The 17817-nt window shown below is 69.1% G+C and carries 16 protein-coding genes; 9 read left to right on the top strand and 7 right to left on the bottom strand.

Annotation, left to right across the window (positions count from 1 at the left end; translation table 11 throughout):
- Positions 1–12: 12 nt before the first annotated feature.
- From ACFYTS_RS21890 to ACFYTS_RS21865, 6 genes are read right to left on the bottom strand one after another with little or no spacing between them, the layout of a single operon-like run.
- Complete coding sequence (locus ACFYTS_RS21890) at positions 13–1239, bottom strand: cytochrome P450 (RefSeq protein WP_387306745.1); 1227 nt, start codon at positions 1237–1239, stop codon at positions 13–15.
- Positions 1236–2498, bottom strand: coding sequence for a cytochrome P450 (locus ACFYTS_RS21885; protein ID WP_387306743.1), 1263 nt, complete (start codon positions 2496–2498; stop codon positions 1236–1238). The genes ACFYTS_RS21890 and ACFYTS_RS21885 overlap by 4 nt, the downstream gene beginning before the upstream one ends.
- Positions 2495–3097, bottom strand: a complete 603-nt coding sequence (locus ACFYTS_RS21880) for an ATP/GTP-binding protein (RefSeq protein WP_387306741.1) — start codon at positions 3095–3097, stop codon at positions 2495–2497. The genes ACFYTS_RS21885 and ACFYTS_RS21880 overlap by 4 nt, the downstream gene beginning before the upstream one ends.
- Positions 3078–3431, bottom strand: a complete 354-nt coding sequence (locus tag ACFYTS_RS21875) for a DUF742 domain-containing protein (protein ID WP_387306739.1) — start codon at positions 3429–3431, stop codon at positions 3078–3080. The genes ACFYTS_RS21880 and ACFYTS_RS21875 overlap by 20 nt, the downstream gene beginning before the upstream one ends.
- The gene (locus tag ACFYTS_RS21870) at positions 3428–3841 is read right to left on the bottom strand and encodes a roadblock/LC7 domain-containing protein (RefSeq protein WP_357278488.1); all 414 of its coding nucleotides are present in this window, start codon (positions 3839–3841) and stop codon (positions 3428–3430) included. The genes ACFYTS_RS21875 and ACFYTS_RS21870 overlap by 4 nt, the downstream gene beginning before the upstream one ends.
- Positions 3838–5721, bottom strand: coding sequence for an ATP-binding protein (locus ACFYTS_RS21865; RefSeq protein ID WP_387306736.1), 1884 nt, complete (start codon positions 5719–5721; stop codon positions 3838–3840). The genes ACFYTS_RS21870 and ACFYTS_RS21865 overlap by 4 nt, the downstream gene beginning before the upstream one ends.
- 371 nt (positions 5722–6092) lie before the next feature.
- Here ACFYTS_RS21865 and ACFYTS_RS21860 point away from each other — a divergent pair, with 371 nt between their 5' ends.
- Positions 6093–7082, top strand: a complete 990-nt coding sequence (locus tag ACFYTS_RS21860; RefSeq protein ID WP_387306734.1) for a zinc-binding dehydrogenase — start codon at positions 6093–6095, stop codon at positions 7080–7082.
- An 81-nt stretch (positions 7083–7163) separates the two neighbouring features.
- The gene (locus ACFYTS_RS21855) at positions 7164–7907 is read left to right on the top strand and encodes a hypothetical protein (RefSeq protein WP_387306732.1); all 744 of its coding nucleotides are present in this window, start codon (positions 7164–7166) and stop codon (positions 7905–7907) included.
- Between the two features lie 15 nt (positions 7908–7922).
- Here the strand turns inward: ACFYTS_RS21855 and ACFYTS_RS21850 are convergent, their stop codons facing one another.
- The gene (locus ACFYTS_RS21850) at positions 7923–9011 is read right to left on the bottom strand and encodes a family 20 glycosylhydrolase (RefSeq protein WP_387306731.1); all 1089 of its coding nucleotides are present in this window, start codon (positions 9009–9011) and stop codon (positions 7923–7925) included.
- 98 nt (positions 9012–9109) lie between these two features.
- Between ACFYTS_RS21850 and ACFYTS_RS21845 the strand changes: the two genes are divergently transcribed.
- From ACFYTS_RS21845 to ACFYTS_RS21815, 7 genes are all read left to right on the top strand, one after another.
- Positions 9110–10486, top strand: a complete 1377-nt coding sequence (locus ACFYTS_RS21845) for an MFS transporter (protein ID WP_387306729.1) — start codon at positions 9110–9112, stop codon at positions 10484–10486.
- Positions 10476–10895, top strand: a complete 420-nt coding sequence (locus ACFYTS_RS21840; protein WP_387306727.1) for a MarR family winged helix-turn-helix transcriptional regulator — start codon at positions 10476–10478, stop codon at positions 10893–10895. The genes ACFYTS_RS21845 and ACFYTS_RS21840 overlap by 11 nt, the downstream gene beginning before the upstream one ends.
- 36 nt (positions 10896–10931) lie before the next feature.
- Positions 10932–11732 carry an N-acetylmuramoyl-L-alanine amidase gene (locus ACFYTS_RS21835; protein ID WP_387306725.1) on the top strand — a complete coding sequence of 267 codons (801 nt, stop codon included), beginning with the start codon at positions 10932–10934 and terminating at the stop codon, positions 11730–11732.
- 123 nt (positions 11733–11855) lie between these two features.
- Entirely contained in the window at positions 11856–13811 is a 1956-nt protein-coding gene (locus tag ACFYTS_RS21830; protein WP_387306723.1) for an amino acid transporter, read from the top strand.
- A 96-nt stretch (positions 13812–13907) separates the two neighbouring features.
- Positions 13908–14813: a metal-dependent hydrolase gene (locus ACFYTS_RS21825; protein WP_357278471.1), complete on the top strand. Its 906-nt coding sequence runs from the start codon at positions 13908–13910 to the stop codon at positions 14811–14813.
- Positions 14810–15937: a PDR/VanB family oxidoreductase gene (locus ACFYTS_RS21820; RefSeq protein WP_387306721.1), complete on the top strand. Its 1128-nt coding sequence runs from the start codon at positions 14810–14812 to the stop codon at positions 15935–15937. Before ACFYTS_RS21825 ends, ACFYTS_RS21820 begins: the two co-directional genes overlap by 4 nt.
- 24 nt (positions 15938–15961) lie before the next feature.
- Complete coding sequence (locus tag ACFYTS_RS21815) at positions 15962–17725, top strand: SDR family oxidoreductase (protein ID WP_387306719.1); 1764 nt, start codon at positions 15962–15964, stop codon at positions 17723–17725.
- Positions 17726–17817 lie beyond the last annotated feature (92 nt).

Genomic DNA, 17817 nt, shown 5'->3' with positions numbered 1-17817 from the left:
GTGGGCGAGCGGTCAGACCAGGTGCAGCGGCAGCGCCGCGATGTCGTTCTGCGTCATGACCGGAAGGTTCACGATGTCCGAATCCGCGCCGGCCAGCCGCAGCGCCGGGAAGCGGTCGAACAGCGCGGGCAGCGCGATGGCCGCCTCCAGCCGCGCCAGCGCCGCGCCGGGGCAGATGTGCGGGCCGTACCCGAAGGAGATATTGCGGTGCGCGGTCGGCCGGGTGATGTCGAATTCATCGGCGTCGTCACCGAATACGTCGGTGTCGCGTCCGATCGCGCGGTACGACATGACCACGCCCTCACCCTTCTCGATCACGGTGTCACCGACCGTGATGTCCTCGGTGGCGAACCGCATCAGCAGATGGGTGACCGGCCCGTCGAAACGCAGCGACTCCTCGATGACCTGCTTCCACTCCACTTCCTCCGACCGCACCCGAGCCAGCTGTTCGGGCCGGGTCAGCAAGGCGCGCACCGTGTTCAGGATCAGGCTGACGGTCGTCTCGTGCCCGGCCGCGACCAGCGCCTTGAGGTTGCCGACCACCTCTTCCTCGGTGAGCGGCTCGCCGCCCTCGTCGGCCAGGATGAGCGCGCTGGTGAGATCGTCGGTGGGGGTGGCGGTCTTGCGGCGGACCATCTCGGTGAAGTAGACGTCCATGTCGTCGATGACCCGCAGCCGCTCGTCCTGCGGGGTCATCATCGAGAAGAACTTCTTGTACCAGTCCAGCAGCATGGGGTGGTCCTCGCGCGGCACGCCCATCAGTTCGGAGATCACGCGCATGGGCAGCGGGTAGGCGAAGACCTGCTTGAGGTCGACCACCGCGCCCTCGCCGTCCGCCGCGTCGAGGTCGTCGAGCAGCTCTTTGGTGAGTCGTTCGACGGTGGGGCGCAGCTCCTCCAGGCGGCGCGGGGTCAGCGCCTGGGTGGTCTTGATGCGCAGGCGGCGGTGTTCGGGGCCGTCCACGGTGAACATGGACCGCCCGGCGTCGATCATGCCGATCAGCGGCCACTGCCGGGTGATCACGCCCTCGCTGAACAGCTTCCAGGCGTTGATGTCCTTGACCAGCCGGGTGTCGGTGAGCAGCTGCCGCGCCACGGTGTGATCGGTGATGGTCCAGGCGGGCGCGCCCAGCAGGTCGATGCGGGTGATCGGTCCGGCGGCGCGCAGACGGGTGGTCTCACCGGCGAGATCGCCGACCATCGGATCGATGGCGATGGCATGCGGGCAGGGGGAACTCACTGGAAACCTCCGAGAGCGCGAACAGGTGTGAAAACAACGGGCAGAGAAGTCATTCCGCACAGGAACGGGGAGGGCCGGCGCACCAGGCTCGCCGCGGGCACCGCCAGATCGATGTCGGGCAGCCGGTCCAGCAGCACCTCGATGCCGGTGCGTGCCACCGTCTCCGCGATCTGCTGCGCCGGGAACGGGCACCGGTACTCGCCGTGACTGAACGCGAAGTGGGCGTTGTTGCCGCTGTTGATGCCGTCGCCGACCGATTGGCGCACATGCGGATCGGTGTTCGCGGCGGCCAGTCCGAGCAGCACCAGATCACCGGCGCGAATCTGGGTGTCGGCCAGCCGGGTGTCGCGGGCGGCCCAGCGCCCGGCCAGGATCGAGTTGGGGGAGTCCTCCCACAGCACCTCGTTCATGGCCTGGTCCACGCTGCGGCGGCCACCGCCGAGCGCGGCCGCGAACCGGTCGTCGGTGAGCATCAGCCGCACCGAGTTGATCAGCCAGTCCGCGGTGGGCAGATGCCCGGCGGCGGTGACGGCCATCAGGTCGTTGACGTACTCCTCGTCGGTGAACCGCCCCGGCTGCGCGAGCATGCGCGAGACCAGGTCGTCGCCGGGCGCGGCCTTCTTCATGGCCAGCAGGTGCTGCATGTACTGCATGAACTGCAGGTGCGCGGTCTGGGCGTCGGCGCCGCCGTCGGCCATCACCTTCATGGCCCGTGCCAGGCCGGGGCCTTCGACCTCCGGAAAACCCAGCAGCGCGGCCAGCACCAGCACGGGCAGCGGCTCGGCGAATTCGGCGACCAGGTCCGCGGAGCCGCGCCCGCAGAAGGCGTCGATCAGCTGATCGGCCAAACCCTCCGCGACCCTGCGTAATTCGAAGTTGTCCACCGATTCCAGCGCCGGTTCCACCATGGCCAGGTGGCGGCGGTGCTCCGCGCCCGCGGTGAAGTAGATCGACGGCATCGGTGTGCCGACCATGGGCAGCAGCGGCCAGTCCGGGGGAATATTGGGCCACTGGTTCCACAGGCTCACATCACGCGGGAACAGTTCGGGAGAGCTGGTGACCTGGTGCATCTCCCGGTAGCCGAGCACCAGCCAGGCCGGGATACCGCCGATCAGTTCGACGGCGGCGACCGGGCCGCGGTCGCGGCGGATCTCGCGGTAGAGGGAGTTGCGGTCGGTGTGGAAGCGGGGGCCGCTCAGCGGCACCGCCGCCGCGGCGGCATGCGGCACCGGGCAGCCGCTCTGCGCGGGCGAGGTCATGAGACGGTCTCCGGGTGGTAGAGGAACTCGACCAGGGTGATCAGGACGTTTTTGCAGGAATCGCGCACGCGGGCATCGCATTCGACCAGCGGGATGTGCGGGCCCAGATCCAGCGCCTCCCGCACTTCCGCCAGGGACGGTCCGGGCCCGAAGCTGTTGCAGGCCACGATGAACGGTGTGCCCTGATGTTCGAGCCGGTCGATGGCGTACCAGGAGTCGGCGATCCGGCGCTGATCCACCAGCACGATCGCGCCCAGCGCGCCCGCGAACAGCCGATCCCACAGGAACCAGAAGCGTTCCTGGCCGGGCGCGCCGAACAGGTAGAGCACGTGCTCGTTGTCGATGGTGATGCGGCCGAAGTCGAAAGCCACCGTGGTGGTGGACTTTCCGGGTATCCCGGCCGGGTCGTCGACGCCCTGGCCGACCTGGGTCATGGTGGCTTCGGTGTCGAGCGGGCGGATCTCGCTGATCGAGCGCACCATGGTGGTCTTGCCGACGCCGAAGCCGCCCACGATGACGATCTTCAGGCCCTGACGGGCGTCGGCGGGCAGCGGAGCCTCGGCCCGGGACGGGCGGAGATCAGAGTTTGCGGAGTCCAACGAGCACCTTTTCCAGCGTGTCGGTAGTGGGCAGCCAATTCCATTGCCGCGACGCGTGATCCGGATGACGCACCGTGATCTTGCCCGCGTGCAGCAGGTCCGACAGGAGGATGACGGTGATGCCCACCGGCAGGCGCAGCTCGGCCGCGATCTCCACCACCGCGGTCGGCGCGCGGCACATATCGAGGATGGCGGCGTGCTCGGACTGCATGCCGCGCACCGGAGCGCTCTCGCCGACCACCAGGGTGACCAGGTCGAAGGCGTCCGAATCCGGTTGGCTGCGACCGCCGGTCAGCGTGTACAGCCGATCCGGATCCTCGTCTGGCCTGGTCACGGCACGCTCGCCCCCGGTACTCGCGGGGCGGCGGCGAGATGCTCGCCTAGCTGTTCGACCAGCTCGCGCATATTGTGGCCGACCAGTCCGGCGTCGGCGTCCTCCGCGGCGACCACCGCGATGTGCGCGCCCACCCCGGCCTCGACGATGAACAGGATGCCCCCGTAGAACTCGGTCATCGACTGCCGCACGCCGCCGCGCCCGTCCCCGAACTCCACCGAGGCCCCGTGCGACAGGCTCTGGATCCCGGCCGCGATCGCCGCCAGCTGATCGGCGCTGTCGTTCCCCAGCCCCGGCGTATGACAGATCTTCAAACCGTCCCCCGACAGCAGCAGCGCGTGCCGCGCCCGCGGCGTGCGCACCAGCAGCTGCTCCAACAGCCAGCCCAATTGTGTGGCGGACGGTGTCATCGATCGGTCTCCCAGGGGTTCGCAGGGGCAGGGTAAGCGCCGGTGCCGGGCTCGCGACCGATCTCGCCGTCCGGGAGCTGTGCGGTCCGGCCGGCGGAAGGCGAAGCCGCGGAGGCGTTGTCGCGCAGATCGATCCCGCGCCGGACCGCGTCCATCAATGACCTCGGCAGCAGGGAGGCGTCGCTCGAGCCGTCGAGGCCGAGCGGATCCGGCCGGGTAGAGACGGTGGGAATGCGGCCGCCCGAGGGCGGATCGAGGTTGGTGAGCGGCGAAGACCCTGCGTCGGCGGGGGTCTCCCGACCGGAGACGGCACGCTGGAAGGCGGCCATCGACGACGGGGCGGCCGGCGGACGCGGCGGAGGCGGGGCCGCCGGAACGGTCAAGCCCTCCGGGTGGACGGCGGCGAGGGTGCTGCCGCGCTGCCGCTTCGGCAGGCCGCTGGAAGTTTCTGCGTGCGTGCCGGATTCATCCGGCTGACGACCCTGATCGCTGCCGCGCGCGGGGAACTGCGCCGGACCGCTCGGGGCGGTGTGTGCCGAGCCGGCGGGATCGGCATGGTTCGCCGCGGTGGAATCGGGCGCGGCCGCGATGGGCTCGGATCGTTCTGCGCTCGCCGGGTCGAAAGATCCGGTGCGGGCCGTTCCGGCGAGCCCGGGGCCACGCCCCGGTGCGGTGGCCGAGCCTGCCCACGCGGATTCGGCGACCGAGTCATCCGGCCGCGCTGGGACGCGGGTGATCTGGGGTTCCGCGGTGTCGGCGGACGCACCGGCGGCCACCGGGGTGAGGCGGGACAGGGCGCCGGACTGGCGTTCCAGGCGGGTGGTCAGTTCGCGCGGGATGACCACCACGACGGCGGTGCCGCCGATGGCGGAGGGCCGGTAGCTGACGGTCAGGTCGTGCTTGCGGGCCAGGTGCCCGACCACGGCCAGACCCAGGCGGGTGCCGGAGAGTGAGGAGAGGTCGGTGTCGGCGCGGGGGCCCGCCACCGCGGATTCGGCTCTGCGGAGAGCGGATTCGCTCATGACGAGGCCGCTGTCCTCGATGGTGATCACCACACCCGCCGGGACCTCGGCGGCGTAGACATGCACCTCGGTGGTGGGCGGGGAGAAGTTGCAGGCATTGTCGAGTAGCTCGGCCAGCGCGTGCATGACGCCCTCGGCGGCGTGGCCCGCCACGGCGATCTCGGTGACCGCGCGCAGCCGCACCCGCTGGTACCCGGCGACGCGGCCCATGGCTCCGCGCAGGATCGACTCCATGGCAATGGGTTTCGCCCACCGGCGACCGGACCGGGCGCCGCTGAGCACTGCGATGCTGTCGGCCAGTCGCCCGGCCTGGGCGGTGCGGTGGTCGAGTTCGAGCAGGTCGGCCAGCACCTTCGGATCGGCGTGGCGGTGTTCCATCTCGCGTAGCTCGGCCAGCATGGAGGTACTCATGGCCTGCATGCGGCCCGCGGCCCCGGCGAACGCGGCCAGGGCCGCGGCCCGGCGGTGCTCGTTGTCCTTGGCGGCGCGGGCCTGTTCGGCGGCGTGCTCACGGATGTCGTGAACCCGGGCCTCGGACTCGGTGATTCGCGCTTGGGCGGCGGACATGGTCGCGGCCACATGGGCATCGGCCTGCGCGGTGTAGGCGAGGGCCTCGCGGCGCACCGCGCGCACCCGGTCCCGGTAGTAGGCGGCCGCGGTGAGCGCTCCGGTCAGCAACAACGCCGCCACACTCGCCCCGATGGCCATCGGTATCCGGAATTCGTTGGGGGACAGCAGAACCGCGACCGCGACCACGATCGCGGTGGCTACCAGTGAGACGGCCGTCGTCACATACGGCGGGCGCTGACCCCGAACGGTGTGCTGTTCCCCATTCGGCGGATTGACTGATTCCGACACGCTCCGCACTTCCGAACTACGTCCATCAGGGCGGACGCCCCGATGCCCCCGACCGCGCCCGCCCCGCGGAATACCGTGCGAAATGCCCGGACCGCCAAGCGGATTCGGTTCTGCCGGACGCAGCATAAGCGCACCCGGTCAGTGGCGCTACCCGAGCGCGTACCCACGGGCAAACATCCGTCCCATCCGTTGGGACAATGGATCGACGGCGCAGGTCAGGGCGCGTCGCGTGGCTCGGAAACGGATCTCTCGTGTTCGCCCGGAGTGAACGTTCGCCGCCCGGCCTTGACCTCAACATATGTCGAGGTTCGCTGCTGGGTGCAGCGACGGCCGGTCGAAGCGGTCGTCGGAAGCGAGAGGGAGGCAACGAGATGCGTGCAGTGCAGGTCGAAGAGTTCGGCGGACCCAAGGTGCTGAAGATCGACGAGGTTCCCGACCCCGTCGCCGGGCCCGGCGAAGTGGTGGTGCGGGTCGCGGCCGCCGACGTCATGTTCCTGGACACGATGCTGCGCAGCGGCGCGGCGCGTGACTACTTCCCGGCCGAACCGCCGTTCATCCCCGGCGGCGCGGTCACCGGCACCGTCGAGTCCGTCGGCCCCGACGTCGACGCCGCGTGGGTCGGCAAGCGGGTGGCCACCCCCACCGCGGCCAGTGGCGTCGGCGGCGGCCTGCCCATCGGCGGCTACGCCGAACGAGCCCTGGCCAAGGCCGACACCCTCGCGGCCATCCCCGCCGAGTTGAGTTTCGAGCAGGCCGCCGCCCTGGTCCACGACGGCCGCACCGTGCTCGCCATCGCCGACCGGGCCGCCATCGAACCGGGGCAGTGGGTGCTGGTCACCGCCGCCGCGGGCGGATTGGGCACACTGCTGGTCCAATTGGCGCGGACCGCCGGAGCGCGGGTGATCGCGGCCGCCCGCGGTGAGGCGAAACTCGCGCTGGCGCAACGACTCGGCGCGCACGAGGTGATCGACTACTCCGAGCCCGGCTGGGCCGAGCGGGTGCGCGAACGCACCGGCGGCGTCGCGGTGGTCCTCGACGGCGCGGGCGGCGAGATCGGCCGCGCGGCACTGGCCGCCGTCGCGCCGGGCGGTCTGCTCATCGCCTACGGCAATGCCGCCGGCGGCTTCGCCGCGGTGGACGCGGAATCCGCTGCGGCCCAGGAGGTCACCGTCGTGACGCTGTTCGAGCTCACCACCCCGGACACCGACTGGCTCGCGCTGCACCAGCGCGCGCACGCCGAAGTCGCGGCCGGACGACTGGAAGTCGTGATCGGCCAGACCTTCCCGCTCGACCGGGCCGCGGCGGCGCACACCGCCATCGGATCGCGCGCCGCGCTGGGTCGCACCCTGCTCACGGTCTGACCGCCATCGGCGTGTCGTGAGCCTCCGCCCAGCGCCGCGGAGCAAGGTGACACCGGGTGCAACGCGACGCGGAGGTGGGCGATGGGCAGGCGGGCAGGTGTGGTCGAGACCGTGGCGACCGGAGTCGGACTGGCGCTGGGCGTCTGCGCCGGCGGAGCGGCGAGCGCGCAACCCGCGCTCGACCCCGGCGCCTTCGACTCGTCCCGCATCCCGCCTCGTACCTCGCTCTCGGTGCGCACGCTGGTCCCCGGCGCGGGCTGGGGCACCACCAACCAGCACGAGGAGCGCGCGGCCCTGTCCCTCGCCAAGCTCTACCTCGCCGACTACGCCCTCAAACACGGCGACGGCTCCGCCGAGGACCGCGACCTCGGTGAACGCATGATCCGCAAATCCGACGACGCCGCCGCCGATCGAATCGAAGCCAAATACCCGTACGCCATCGACGCCGAGGCCACCGAGTACCACCTCCGCTCCACCCACAGCCAGGGCGGCTGGGAATTCTCGACCACCAGCACCGCCGATGTGGCCGACTTCCTCGCCGCCAAGATCCGCGACGAACCCGACAGCCCCATCCTGGCGTGGATGGAACAGCCCGCCGACCGAGCCGCCGACGGCACCCGCCAGGACTGGGGCACGGCCCGGCTGCCGCAGGTGTACGGAACCAAGTGGGGTTGGTCCGATGTCGGCGATCCGGAGGTGTCGTCGGTCTCCTTCGGTCCGGGTTTCACCGTCGCCGCCCACACCTACGGCACCCCCGAACAACAGACCGAGGACGTGCTCGCGGCATGGTCGGCCCTGATGCCCGAGGTGAATCCCAAGCACTGACACCGGGACTCGGCGCTACCGCCCGCGAAGCTTGTCGGCCATGATGACCAGCCGTTCCGACAGGGGAGCGGAGATCTCGTCCGGGGTCATGGCCGTGGGATCGTCGCACCACACGAAGACGCCCGACCCGATCAGCTGTGATCGGCTCGCGGCGGGCAGGGTGCTGAGGTCGACGAAGATCGCGGGATTCCACAGTTTCAGCAGAGCGGGCGGGGTGTTCAGGCCCGATGCGGGTCCGCCGGTGACGAAGTAGGTGGGGGTGAAACCGGCATTGACCAAGCGGTTTCCATTCGCGGCGAGCTCGGCGGGGCCGCGGCCGGTGCGGATCCACGGCGCGGTGCCCGCGGACCAGTAGTCGATGATGATCGACGGGTCGAGGCCGAGTGCGCCGGGCCAGTCGAGCCCGTCGTTCCAGACGATCGGCGTCTTGCCCGTCTCGGCCAGAATGCTTGACGCCCAGGTGATGTAGTCGCGCACCGCGTACGGGCTCAATTGGGGATAGCGGTCGAAGTCGCTGACGTACTCGTCCGCGCCGAGGTGCCAGTACGGGCCGGGGAACAGCGGCAGGAATTCGCGCAGCAGATCACCCATGAGTTGATAGGCCGCCGGGTTGGACAGGTCGATCTTGGTCTCCGGTCCGCCGAGCAGCGAATCCTGCTGGGCCTCGGCCGGTGTGGTGTGCGCCGGCACCAGCCGGAGTTCCGGATGGTGGGCGAGGATCTGCCCCATGTGGCTGGGCATGTCGATCTCCGGCACCACCGTGATGCCGTAGCCCTCGGCGTAGGACACCAGCGCGCGGATCTCGTCCTTGGAGTAGGTCTGCGCCGAGTTCACCTCCGGATGGGTGTCGCTGCGCAGCCGGAAGCCCTGATTGTCGGACAGGTGCAGATGCAGCGTGTTCATCCCCAACGCCGACAGCTCCCGCACTCGCGCCTCGAGCCAGTCGATCGGGAAGTACTCGCGCCCGGTATCGACCATGAGCTGACGCCACGGGTACTCGGTGGCAGCGGCGGGTGCGGGCTGCGCCCCGGTCGGCGTCGCGGTGACCAGTCCGGCGGCGAGCAGCGCGGCGATGACCAATCGCCGCTTCACGTTTCCCGTCATGGGTGTCGAGTGTCCTCTCGGTGCGGATGATCGGGGTGTGATCGGGGCCACTGCATGAGACCTTGCGTCCCAAACGGTTGTGAACACACAATAGTTGTGTGCATACAACCGTTGAGGGCCTCGATTCGCGCCGGAAGACGATCATCCTGGTCACCTGCTGCCTGAGCTTGCTGATCTCTTCCATGGACGCGACCATCGTGAACGTCGCCATCCCGACCATTCGCGACGATCTGGGGGCGCCGCTGTCGCGGTTGCAGTGGATCGTCGACGTGTACACGCTGACGCTGGCCAGCCTGCTCATGCTGTCGGGCGCGGCGGCGGACCGGTTCGGGCGCAAGCGGGTGTTCCGGATCGGGCTGCTCACCTTCGCGGCCGGATCGCTGTTGTGCAGTCTCGCGCCGAGCATCGAGATCCTGATCGGGGCGCGGTTCGTGCAGGCCATCGGCGGGTCCATGCTGAATCCCGTTGCCATGTCGATCATTACGACGACCTTCACCGGGCGGGTGGAGCGGGCGCGCGCGGTCGGGGTGTGGGGTGCGGTGGTCGGCATCTCGACGGCGCTGGGGCCCATGGTCGGCGGTGTGCTCATCGACAGTCTGGGCTGGCAGTCGGTGTTCTGGATCAATCTGCCCATCGTGGCGGTCGCGTTCGCGCTCACCACGATCTTCGTGCCGGAATCGAAGTCGGCCAATCCGCGCGGCATGGATCCGATCGGACAGCTGCTGGCCATCGCGGTGCTGTTCACGCTGGTGTTCGGGCTCATCGAAGCCGAGCCCGCGGTCTTCGTCATCGCGGCGGCCGCGCTGGCCGGATTCGTGTGGCACGAGTCGCGGCACCGGTCGCCGTTCATCGACCTGCGCTTCTTCCGCAGCTTCCCGTTCTCCTCGGCCACCGTCATCGCGGTCTGTTCGTTCGCGGCGCTGGGCGCCTTCCTGTTCAGCATGTCGATGTATCTGCAAGGGACGCGGCACTTCTCGGCCGTGCACACCGGACTGCTGTACCTGCCGATGGCGCTGGGCATGCTGTTCTTCTCACCGCTGTCGGGACGACTGGTGGGTCGATACGGCACCCGGCCGTCGCTGCTGGCCTCCGGTTCGCTGATGGGTGCGGCCGCGGTCCTGCTCACCCTGCTGCGCGCCGACACCCCGATCTGGCAGCTGATCGTCACGTTCGTGCTGTTCGGCATCGGATTCGGCATGGTCAACGCGCCCATCACCACCACCGCGGTCAGCGGGATGCCGCTCGATCGGGCCGGGGCCGCGGCGGCGGTGGCCTCCACCAGCCGCCAGGTCGGGGTGAGTCTCGGTGTGGCACTGTGTGGTGCGCTCACCGGCGCGGGATTGTGGTGGACCATCAGCGGATTCGCCGTGGCCGTCACCGCGCTCGGCGTCGCCGCCAATACCGACTGGGCGTACCGTTCGCGAGACCGGATCGCGCCCCTGCTGGAACAGAAGGTCCCCGTTCATGCCGGATGACACGCCCACCACCGACCAGGTCTGGCGGCAGCTCACCCACCTGGTGATGGACACCCGTGACGGCTGGAAACGCGCGGTGACCGAGCGAACCGGCATGCCGTTCAGCCGGATCCGGGTGCTGCGGCGACTGCGGCCCGGACCGCTCAGCGCCAAGGACCTGGCCCGGGCGGCCGCCATGGACGCGCCCGCCACCACGGTGGTGGTCAACGACCTCGAGGAACGCGGACTGGTGATCCGCGAGATAGACCCGACCAACCGGCGCAGCAAGCTGATCTCGCTCACCGACGCCGGTGAGCGGGTGGTGGCCCACGCGCTCGCCACGCCCGACCCCGCGCCCGCGGAATTGGCCGACCTCACCCCGGCCGACCTGCGCACCCTCCACGAGATCCTGCGCAAGCTCGAACACTGACTTACCTCTTCGTGATTCAACCGTTATCGTCGAGGCGTGCGACACCGACACTGGAAGTCCATGGCGGCACTGTGCGGCGCGCTGCTGCTCGCGGGCTGCGTGCAGAGCCAAGCCGTCCCGGTCTCGCAGTCGCGCCCGGCGCAGGACGCCCCCGCGAAAGCGGATCTGCCTGCCCTCCCGGTCTTTCCGATCGCCAACCGGACCGTGGTGATCGATCCCGGCCACAATGGCGGCGGCGCGGCCCACGCCGACGAGATCAATGCCAAGGTGCCCGACGGGCGCGGCGGCATGAAGCCCTGCAACACCACCGGCACCAGCGGTGACGACGGCTACACCGAGCACGAATTCAATTGGGCGGTGGCCCAGCTGGTGCGCGATCAGCTCGCCGCCCGCGGCTTCCAGGTGATCATGAGCCGCGACAGTGACACCGGCGTCGGCCCGTGCGTGAACGACCGTGGCACCCTCGGCAATCGGGTCGGCGCAGCGGCCGTGGTGTCGATCCACGCCGACGGCGCGCCCGCCGGGGCGCACGGCTTCCACGTCGCCTACTCCTCGCCCGCGCTCAACGACGCCCAGTCCGGGCCGTCGGTGCAGCTGGCCACCCGGCTGCGCGACACCCTGTCCGGGGCGGGCTTCACGCCGTCGACCTACGTCGGCTCCGACGGCCTGAACCCGCGGCCCGACCTGGCCGGGCTGAACTTCTCCGAGCGTCCGACGGCTCTGGTCGAATGCGGCAATATGCGGGATCCCGGCGATGCCGCCCTCATCGAATCCCCGGACGGCCGTGCCCGATTCGCGCGGGCCATCGCCGACGCCGTCGCGGCCTATCTCGGCTAGCACATTCCCCTGATCGACTCACGGCGCGGGCTCTGACCGTGCCCGGTTTGCCGTGAGTACATTCATCACGTCATTTTGGAAGATTTACGGGAAACCGGACCGCAGCGATCCGGGGAGGACTCCTTGACCACGACCGATGTACGGCCGCGCTCGCGCTTCGCGAACTGGCTACTGGAAGACGCGGGGGAGAACCACTCGCAGATCCAGGGCCCGATGGTGAAGAAGCCACCCAAGGAGCATCAGCACTCCTGGTGGAAGGTGATGTGCCTGACCGGTGTCGACTACTTCTCGACACTCGGATATCAGCCGGGCATCGCGGCGCTGGCCGCCGGCGTGCTGTCCCCGCTCGCGACCATCGTGCTGGTCGCGCTGACCCTGCTGGGCGCGCTACCGGTGTACCGGCGGGTGGCCACGGAGAGCCACGAGGGCGGCGGGTCCATCGCCATGTTCGCCAAATTCCTGCCCAACTGGTGGGGCAAGATCTTCATCCTGGTGCTGCTGGGCTTCGCGGCCACCGACTTCACCATCACCATGACGCTGTCGGCCGCGGACGGCGCGGCGCACATCGTCGAGAACCCGTACGTGCCGGAGTGGCTGGCGGACCAGAACATGACCATCACCCTGGTCCTGCTGGCGCTGCTGGCGGCGGTGTTCCTCAAGGGGTTCAGCGAGGCCATCGGCATCGCGGTCGGACTGGTCGGCGTGTACCTGTCGCTGAACCTGGTGGTGGCCGTGGTCGGCATCGTCAAGGTGCTGCAGGCCCCGCATCTGGTGACCGACTGGACGCATCTGCTGACGGCCAAGCACGGCAATATCTTCGCGATGATCGGCGTCGCGCTGCTGGTGTTCCCGAAGCTGGCGCTGGGTCTGTCCGGCTTCGAGACCGGTGTCGCGGTCATGCCGCAGATCAAGGGCAATCTGGCCGACCCTAAGGACTTTCCGCGCACCCGCATCATCGGCACCCGCAAACTGCTGACCACGGCCGCGCTCATCATGAGCGGCTTCCTCATCGTCACCAGCTTCATCACCACCATCCTGATTCCGGAGCAGGAGTTCCAGGAGGGCGGGCAGGCCAACGGGCGGGCACTCGCGTATCTGGCGCACGAGCATCTGGGCAACGCGTTCGGCACCGTCTATGACATCAGCACCATCGCGATCCTGTGGTTCGCGGGCGCGTCGGCCATGGCGGGCCTGCTGAACCTGGTCCCGCGCTACCTCCCGCGCTTCGGCATGGCTCCCGAGTGGGCGCGTCAGATCCGGCCGCTGACTCTGGTTTTCGCGCTCATCGCCTTCGGGATCACCTGGTATTTCGACGCGAGCGTGGACGCGCAAGGTGCGGCCTACGCGACCGGTGTGCTGGTGCTGATCACCTCCGCGGCGGTGGCGGTGTCCATTTCGGCCTGGCGCAAACAGCAGTATTCGCGGGTGCTTGGCTTCGGGCTGGTGTCGCTGATCTTCGTCTACACCACCATCGACAACATCATCGAGAAGCCGGAAGGTCTGCACCTCGCGATCCTGTTCGTGCTGGCGACCCTGGTGGTGTCGTTCGCCTCGCGCATCCGCCGGGCGTTCGAGCTGCGGGCCGTCGAGGTGATCTTCGACGAGAAGGCCTGCGCGGTGATCGACCGGCTGGCCGAGCGCGGCGAGATCCGCATCGTCACCCACGACATCACCGACGGGCGTTCGCCGCAGGAGTACGCGGAGAAGGAAGCCGACCAGCGCCGGGAAAGCCACATTCCCGACAGCGAGCCCATCCTCTTCCTCGAGGTCATCGTGAAGGACCCCTCGGAGTTCAGCACCACGCTGCACGTGACCGAGGTGGACGTGGAGGACTATCACATCCTCACCGTCGAGGCCGCGGCCGTGCCGAACTGCATCGCGTCGATCCTGATCGCCATCCGGGACCGGACCGGGGAGTGCCCGCATGTCTACTTCGAATGGACCGAGGGGAACCCGCTCGTCAATCTGGTGCGGTTCATGTTCTTCGGTGAGGGCGAGGTCGCGCCGGTGACCCGGGAGATCCTGCGCCGGGCCATCCCGCGCCGGTCGCAGCGGCCGCACGTGCACGTCGATAGCTGATCGGGGCGGAAAAATCTAGCTGTAACTCCTGGTTTCATACATAGGTAGAATGTTGCTACGCTCACGCAGCAAATCGCTACGAGACCAGGAGTACCGATGAAGCTACTTCCGAAGCTGGGCCGCCGAGAGGTGACCGAACCCGGAGAGGTAGCCCTGCACGCCCGCAACGTCCGGTTCGATTGGTCGAAGACCGAACCGGTCTGGATGAAGCAGGAACCGATCGCCTCGCACGTCCTCAATGCCCTGAGCATGCTGCTGCCCGAAGGTGAGCGCATGTTCCTGGTGACCTTCGGTGAAGCCCTCGAACTGGTCAAGGACGAGAAGCTGCGCGAGGCCATGATCGGGTTCATCGGCCAGGAGTCCATGCACGCCGAGAGCCACCACGGCGCCCTCGAGGAGGTACTGGCCGCCCACGGCATCGACGTCGAGCCCTACGTGCGGCAGGCCGAATTCCTGTTCCGCAAGACGCTGGGCCCGCGCCGGCTCGGCACCACGGCCGCCCAGCAGCAACAGCTCGTCGAACGGCTGGGCGTCATCGCCGCGCTCGAGCACTTCTTCGCCTTCCTCGGCGACTGGGTCATCAACGCCGACCTCGAGCAGTTCGACGCCGACCCGCAGATGCTGGACCTGTTCCGCTGGCACGGGGCCGAAGAGGTCGAGCACCGCATGGTCGCCCACGACGTGGCCGAGTACTTCGAGATCGGCTACGTGCGCCGCGGCGCGCTCATGCTCATCGTGTTCCCGATCTTCATCGCGTTGCTGCTGCGCGGCACCAAGTACCTGGTGCACGCCGACCCCACGCTGCCCGACCACCGCTATCCGATGCTGGTCGCCCGGATCTTCGCGGGCATGTGGCGCGGCTCGGTGCCCGGCATCCCGTCGCTGCTGATCAGCGCGCTGTCCACCTTCAAGCCCGGCTACAGCCCCGAAGGCGTCGGGTCCACCGCGCAGGCCGTGGCCTACCTGGCGCAGTCCCCGGCCGCGCGCGTGATGGCCTCGTGAACGCGGCGATCCGGCCCGTCCCCGTCACACCACCGCAGGATCTGTTCGGCAAGGGACGTGCCGACCGGACCACCCGGGTCCTGGACTTCATCGCCGAGAGCCGTTTGCGCTGGAGCACTTTCGTCAACCGGTACGAACCCGAGGTGCGGGTCGACGCCTGGCGGATTCCGCTGGTCGTCGTCGAACGCCGTGTCGAGGCGCACGACACCGACGTGATCAGCCTGCTGATGACCGCCCCCGACGGGCGGGAACTGCCCGCCTGGCGGCCCGGCGCGCACCTGGATCTGGAACTGCCCTCGGGCAAGGTGCGGCAGTACTCGCTGTGCGGGGACCCCGCCGACCGGCACGCGTATCGCGTTGCGGTGCGGCGCATTCCGGACGGCAACGGCGGCTCCCTCGAGGTGCACGACGAGGTGCGGGTCGGCACCACGATCATCGTGCGCGGGCCGCGCAACGCCTTCCCGTTCGTACTGCCCGGCTACGGATCCTCGTCCGCGCGAGTGCATTTCGTGGCGGGAGGCATCGGGATCACACCGATCCTGCCGATGATCCGGATGGCCGATCGGCTCGGCGTCGACTGGACCATGGTGTATGCCGGGCGGTCCCGCGACACCATTCCATTCTTGTCCGAGGTGGAGTCGTTCGGGTCGCGGGTCACCGTGCGCACCGACGACGAGCACGGCATCCCCACCGCCGCGGACCTGCTGCCCGGCGTCGGGCCCGACACCTCCGTCTACTGCTGCGGACCGGTCGTCATGACCCAGGTCATCGCCGACGCCGTGCGCACGATGACAGGCAACGGCGCGCGCGGCGTGGAACTGTATTCCGAACGGTTCTCGCCGCCGCCGGTGGTGAACGGCACCGCCTTCCAGGTGGAACTGGCCCGCACCGGCGAGGTGCTCGACGTGCCCGCCGACAAGTCGGTGCTCGAGGAAGTGCTGAAAGCCCGTCCGGACAGCTCATACTCGTGCCGCCAGGGCTTCTGCCGCACCTGCGTGGTGCGGGTGCGCTCCGGCGAGGTCGACCACCGCGACACCGTGCTCACCGACGCCGAGCGCGCGGCCGGCGACATGCTCATCTGTGTATCCCGTTGCGGCGGGGACCGTTTGGTGCTGGACCTCTAGCACCGTCTCAACGAGGAGAAGATCGTGACCGAAGCCACCGTCATCCCCGCCGCCGAGCGCCTGGTGCGCTCGGGCGAATTCGATATCGCCGTCTACGAATACGGTGAGCCGTCCGCTGAAACCGTTGTGCTGGTGCATGGTTGGCCCGACGACAACCACCTGTGGGACCGCGTGGTGCCGCTGCTCGCCGACCGTTTCCACGTCGTCACCTACGACACCCGCGGCCACGGCCGCTCCACCCGCACCGACCGCACCGAGGACTTCCGGCTCGAGCACTTCGCGGCCGACTTCTTCGCCGTCGCCGACGCCGTGAGTCCCGATGCGCCCGTGCACATCCTGGCCCACGACTGGGGTTCGGTGCAGATGTGGGAGGCCGTGTGCGAGCCGCAGGCCGTCGGCCGGGTCGCATCCTTCACCTCGGTGTCCGGGCCCAACCTCGACCACCTGGGCGCGTGGGTGCGCTCGCGCATGTCGCAGGGCAAGGTGTGGGGTCCGTTCACCCAGCTGCTGTCCTCGCTGTACACCGGTCTGTTCATGACGCCGGGCGTGCCGCGGGTGGTGCTCAAGCCGCTGGGCACCGAGAAGATGTGGTCGCGCTTCGTCGGCCTGATGAACGAGACCTCGCCGGAGAACATCAAGCTGGGACCGGAGTTCCGGCGCGACTTCTTCGACGGCATGCGCATCTACCGCGCCAATATCCTGCAGCGCCTGGGTGATCCGCGCGACCGCCGCACCGAGGTGCCGGTGCAGCTGGTCATCGCGCGCCGCGATGTGGCGGTGCGGCCCGCGGGCTACGCCGACACCAAGGAGTACGCGCCCAACCTGTACCGCCGCGAGGTCGGCGGCGGGCACTGGCTGCCGTTCTCGCACCCGGAACTGCTGGCGACCTCCACCATCGAGCTCATCGACTCGCTCCGTACCGGGGACACGCCGCGCACGCTGCGCCGGGCCGAGGTCGGTTCGGAGCAGCGGCCTTTCGACCACCAGCTGCTGGTGATCACCGGCGGCGGCAGCGGCATCGGCCGTGAGACCGCCCTCGCCTTCGCCCGCAAGGGCGCCGAGGTCGTGCTGTCCGACATCAACCTGGACTCGGCCAAGGAGACCGCGGACCTCATCGCCGGGATCGGCGGTATCGCGCACGCCTACCAGCTCGACGTGTCCGACGCCGAAGCGGTCGCCGAGCACGCGAACGCGGTCATCGCCGCGCACGGCGTGCCCGACATCCTGATCAACAACGCCGGCATCGGCGCCGCGGGTGACTTCTTCGACACCTCCGCGGCCGAATTCAACCGGGTGCTCGACATCAACCTGCACGGTGTCATCAACGGCTGCCGCGCGTTCGGCAAGGCCATGGCCGACCGCGGCCTGGGTGGCAATATCGTCAACCTCTCGTCGATGGCCGCGTACACCCCGCAGCGTGGCTTCGCCGCCTACTCGACCTCCAAGTCCGCGGTGTTCATGTTCTCCGACTGCCTGCGCGCCGAACTGGCGGGCAACGGCATCGGTGTGCAGACCATCTGCCCGGGAATCGTGCATACGAATATCGTTGCCAACACCCGGTTCTCGGGTGTTTCCGCCGAGGAAGAGGCGGCCAAGCAGCAGCGCTACGACAAGCTGTACGCGGCCCGCCGCTACGGCCCCGAGAAGGTCGCCGACCAGATCGTCAAGGCCGTCGAGAACGGACGCGACGTGGTGCCGGTGACACCGGAGGCGTGGCTCCAGTACCGCTTCAACCGCTTCGCGCCCGCCGTCGCCCGCTTCTTCGCGGCCCGCGTGAAGCTGACGTAGCGAGTACGCGCCCCCGAGGGGCTCACGCCGGTGATGAGCCCCTCGGTAAATGCGCTTGTCGCACCGCCCCTCCCCGCGTAGCTTTCGGCTCA

The organism is Nocardia sp. NPDC004151, from assembly GCF_042874235.1.
GTDB lineage: Bacteria > Actinomycetota > Actinomycetes > Mycobacteriales > Mycobacteriaceae > Nocardia.
The sequence above is the reverse complement of the archived record's forward strand: the minus strand, read 5'-3'. Positions and strand labels throughout refer to the sequence as shown.

What these genes read in the sequence shown, in the direction of transcription:
- ACFYTS_RS21860 (WP_387306734.1), top strand. Translation starts at nt 6,093, where the DNA reads ATGCGTGCAGTGCAGGTCGAAGAGTTCGGCGGACCCAAGGTGCTGAAG.
- ACFYTS_RS21855 (WP_387306732.1), top strand. Translation starts at nt 7,164, where the DNA reads ATGGGCAGGCGGGCAGGTGTGGTCGAGACCGTGGCGACCGGAGTCGGA.
- ACFYTS_RS21870 (WP_357278488.1), bottom strand. Translation starts at nt 3,841, where the DNA reads ATGACACCGTCCGCCACACAATTGGGCTGGCTGTTGGAGCAGCTGCTG.
- ACFYTS_RS21850 (WP_387306731.1), bottom strand. Translation starts at nt 9,011, where the DNA reads ATGACGGGAAACGTGAAGCGGCGATTGGTCATCGCCGCGCTGCTCGCC.
- ACFYTS_RS21840 (WP_387306727.1), top strand. Translation starts at nt 10,476, where the DNA reads ATGCCGGATGACACGCCCACCACCGACCAGGTCTGGCGGCAGCTCACC.
- ACFYTS_RS21885 (WP_387306743.1), bottom strand. Translation starts at nt 2,498, where the DNA reads ATGACCTCGCCCGCGCAGAGCGGCTGCCCGGTGCCGCATGCCGCCGCG.
- ACFYTS_RS21825 (WP_357278471.1), top strand. Translation starts at nt 13,908, where the DNA reads ATGAAGCTACTTCCGAAGCTGGGCCGCCGAGAGGTGACCGAACCCGGA.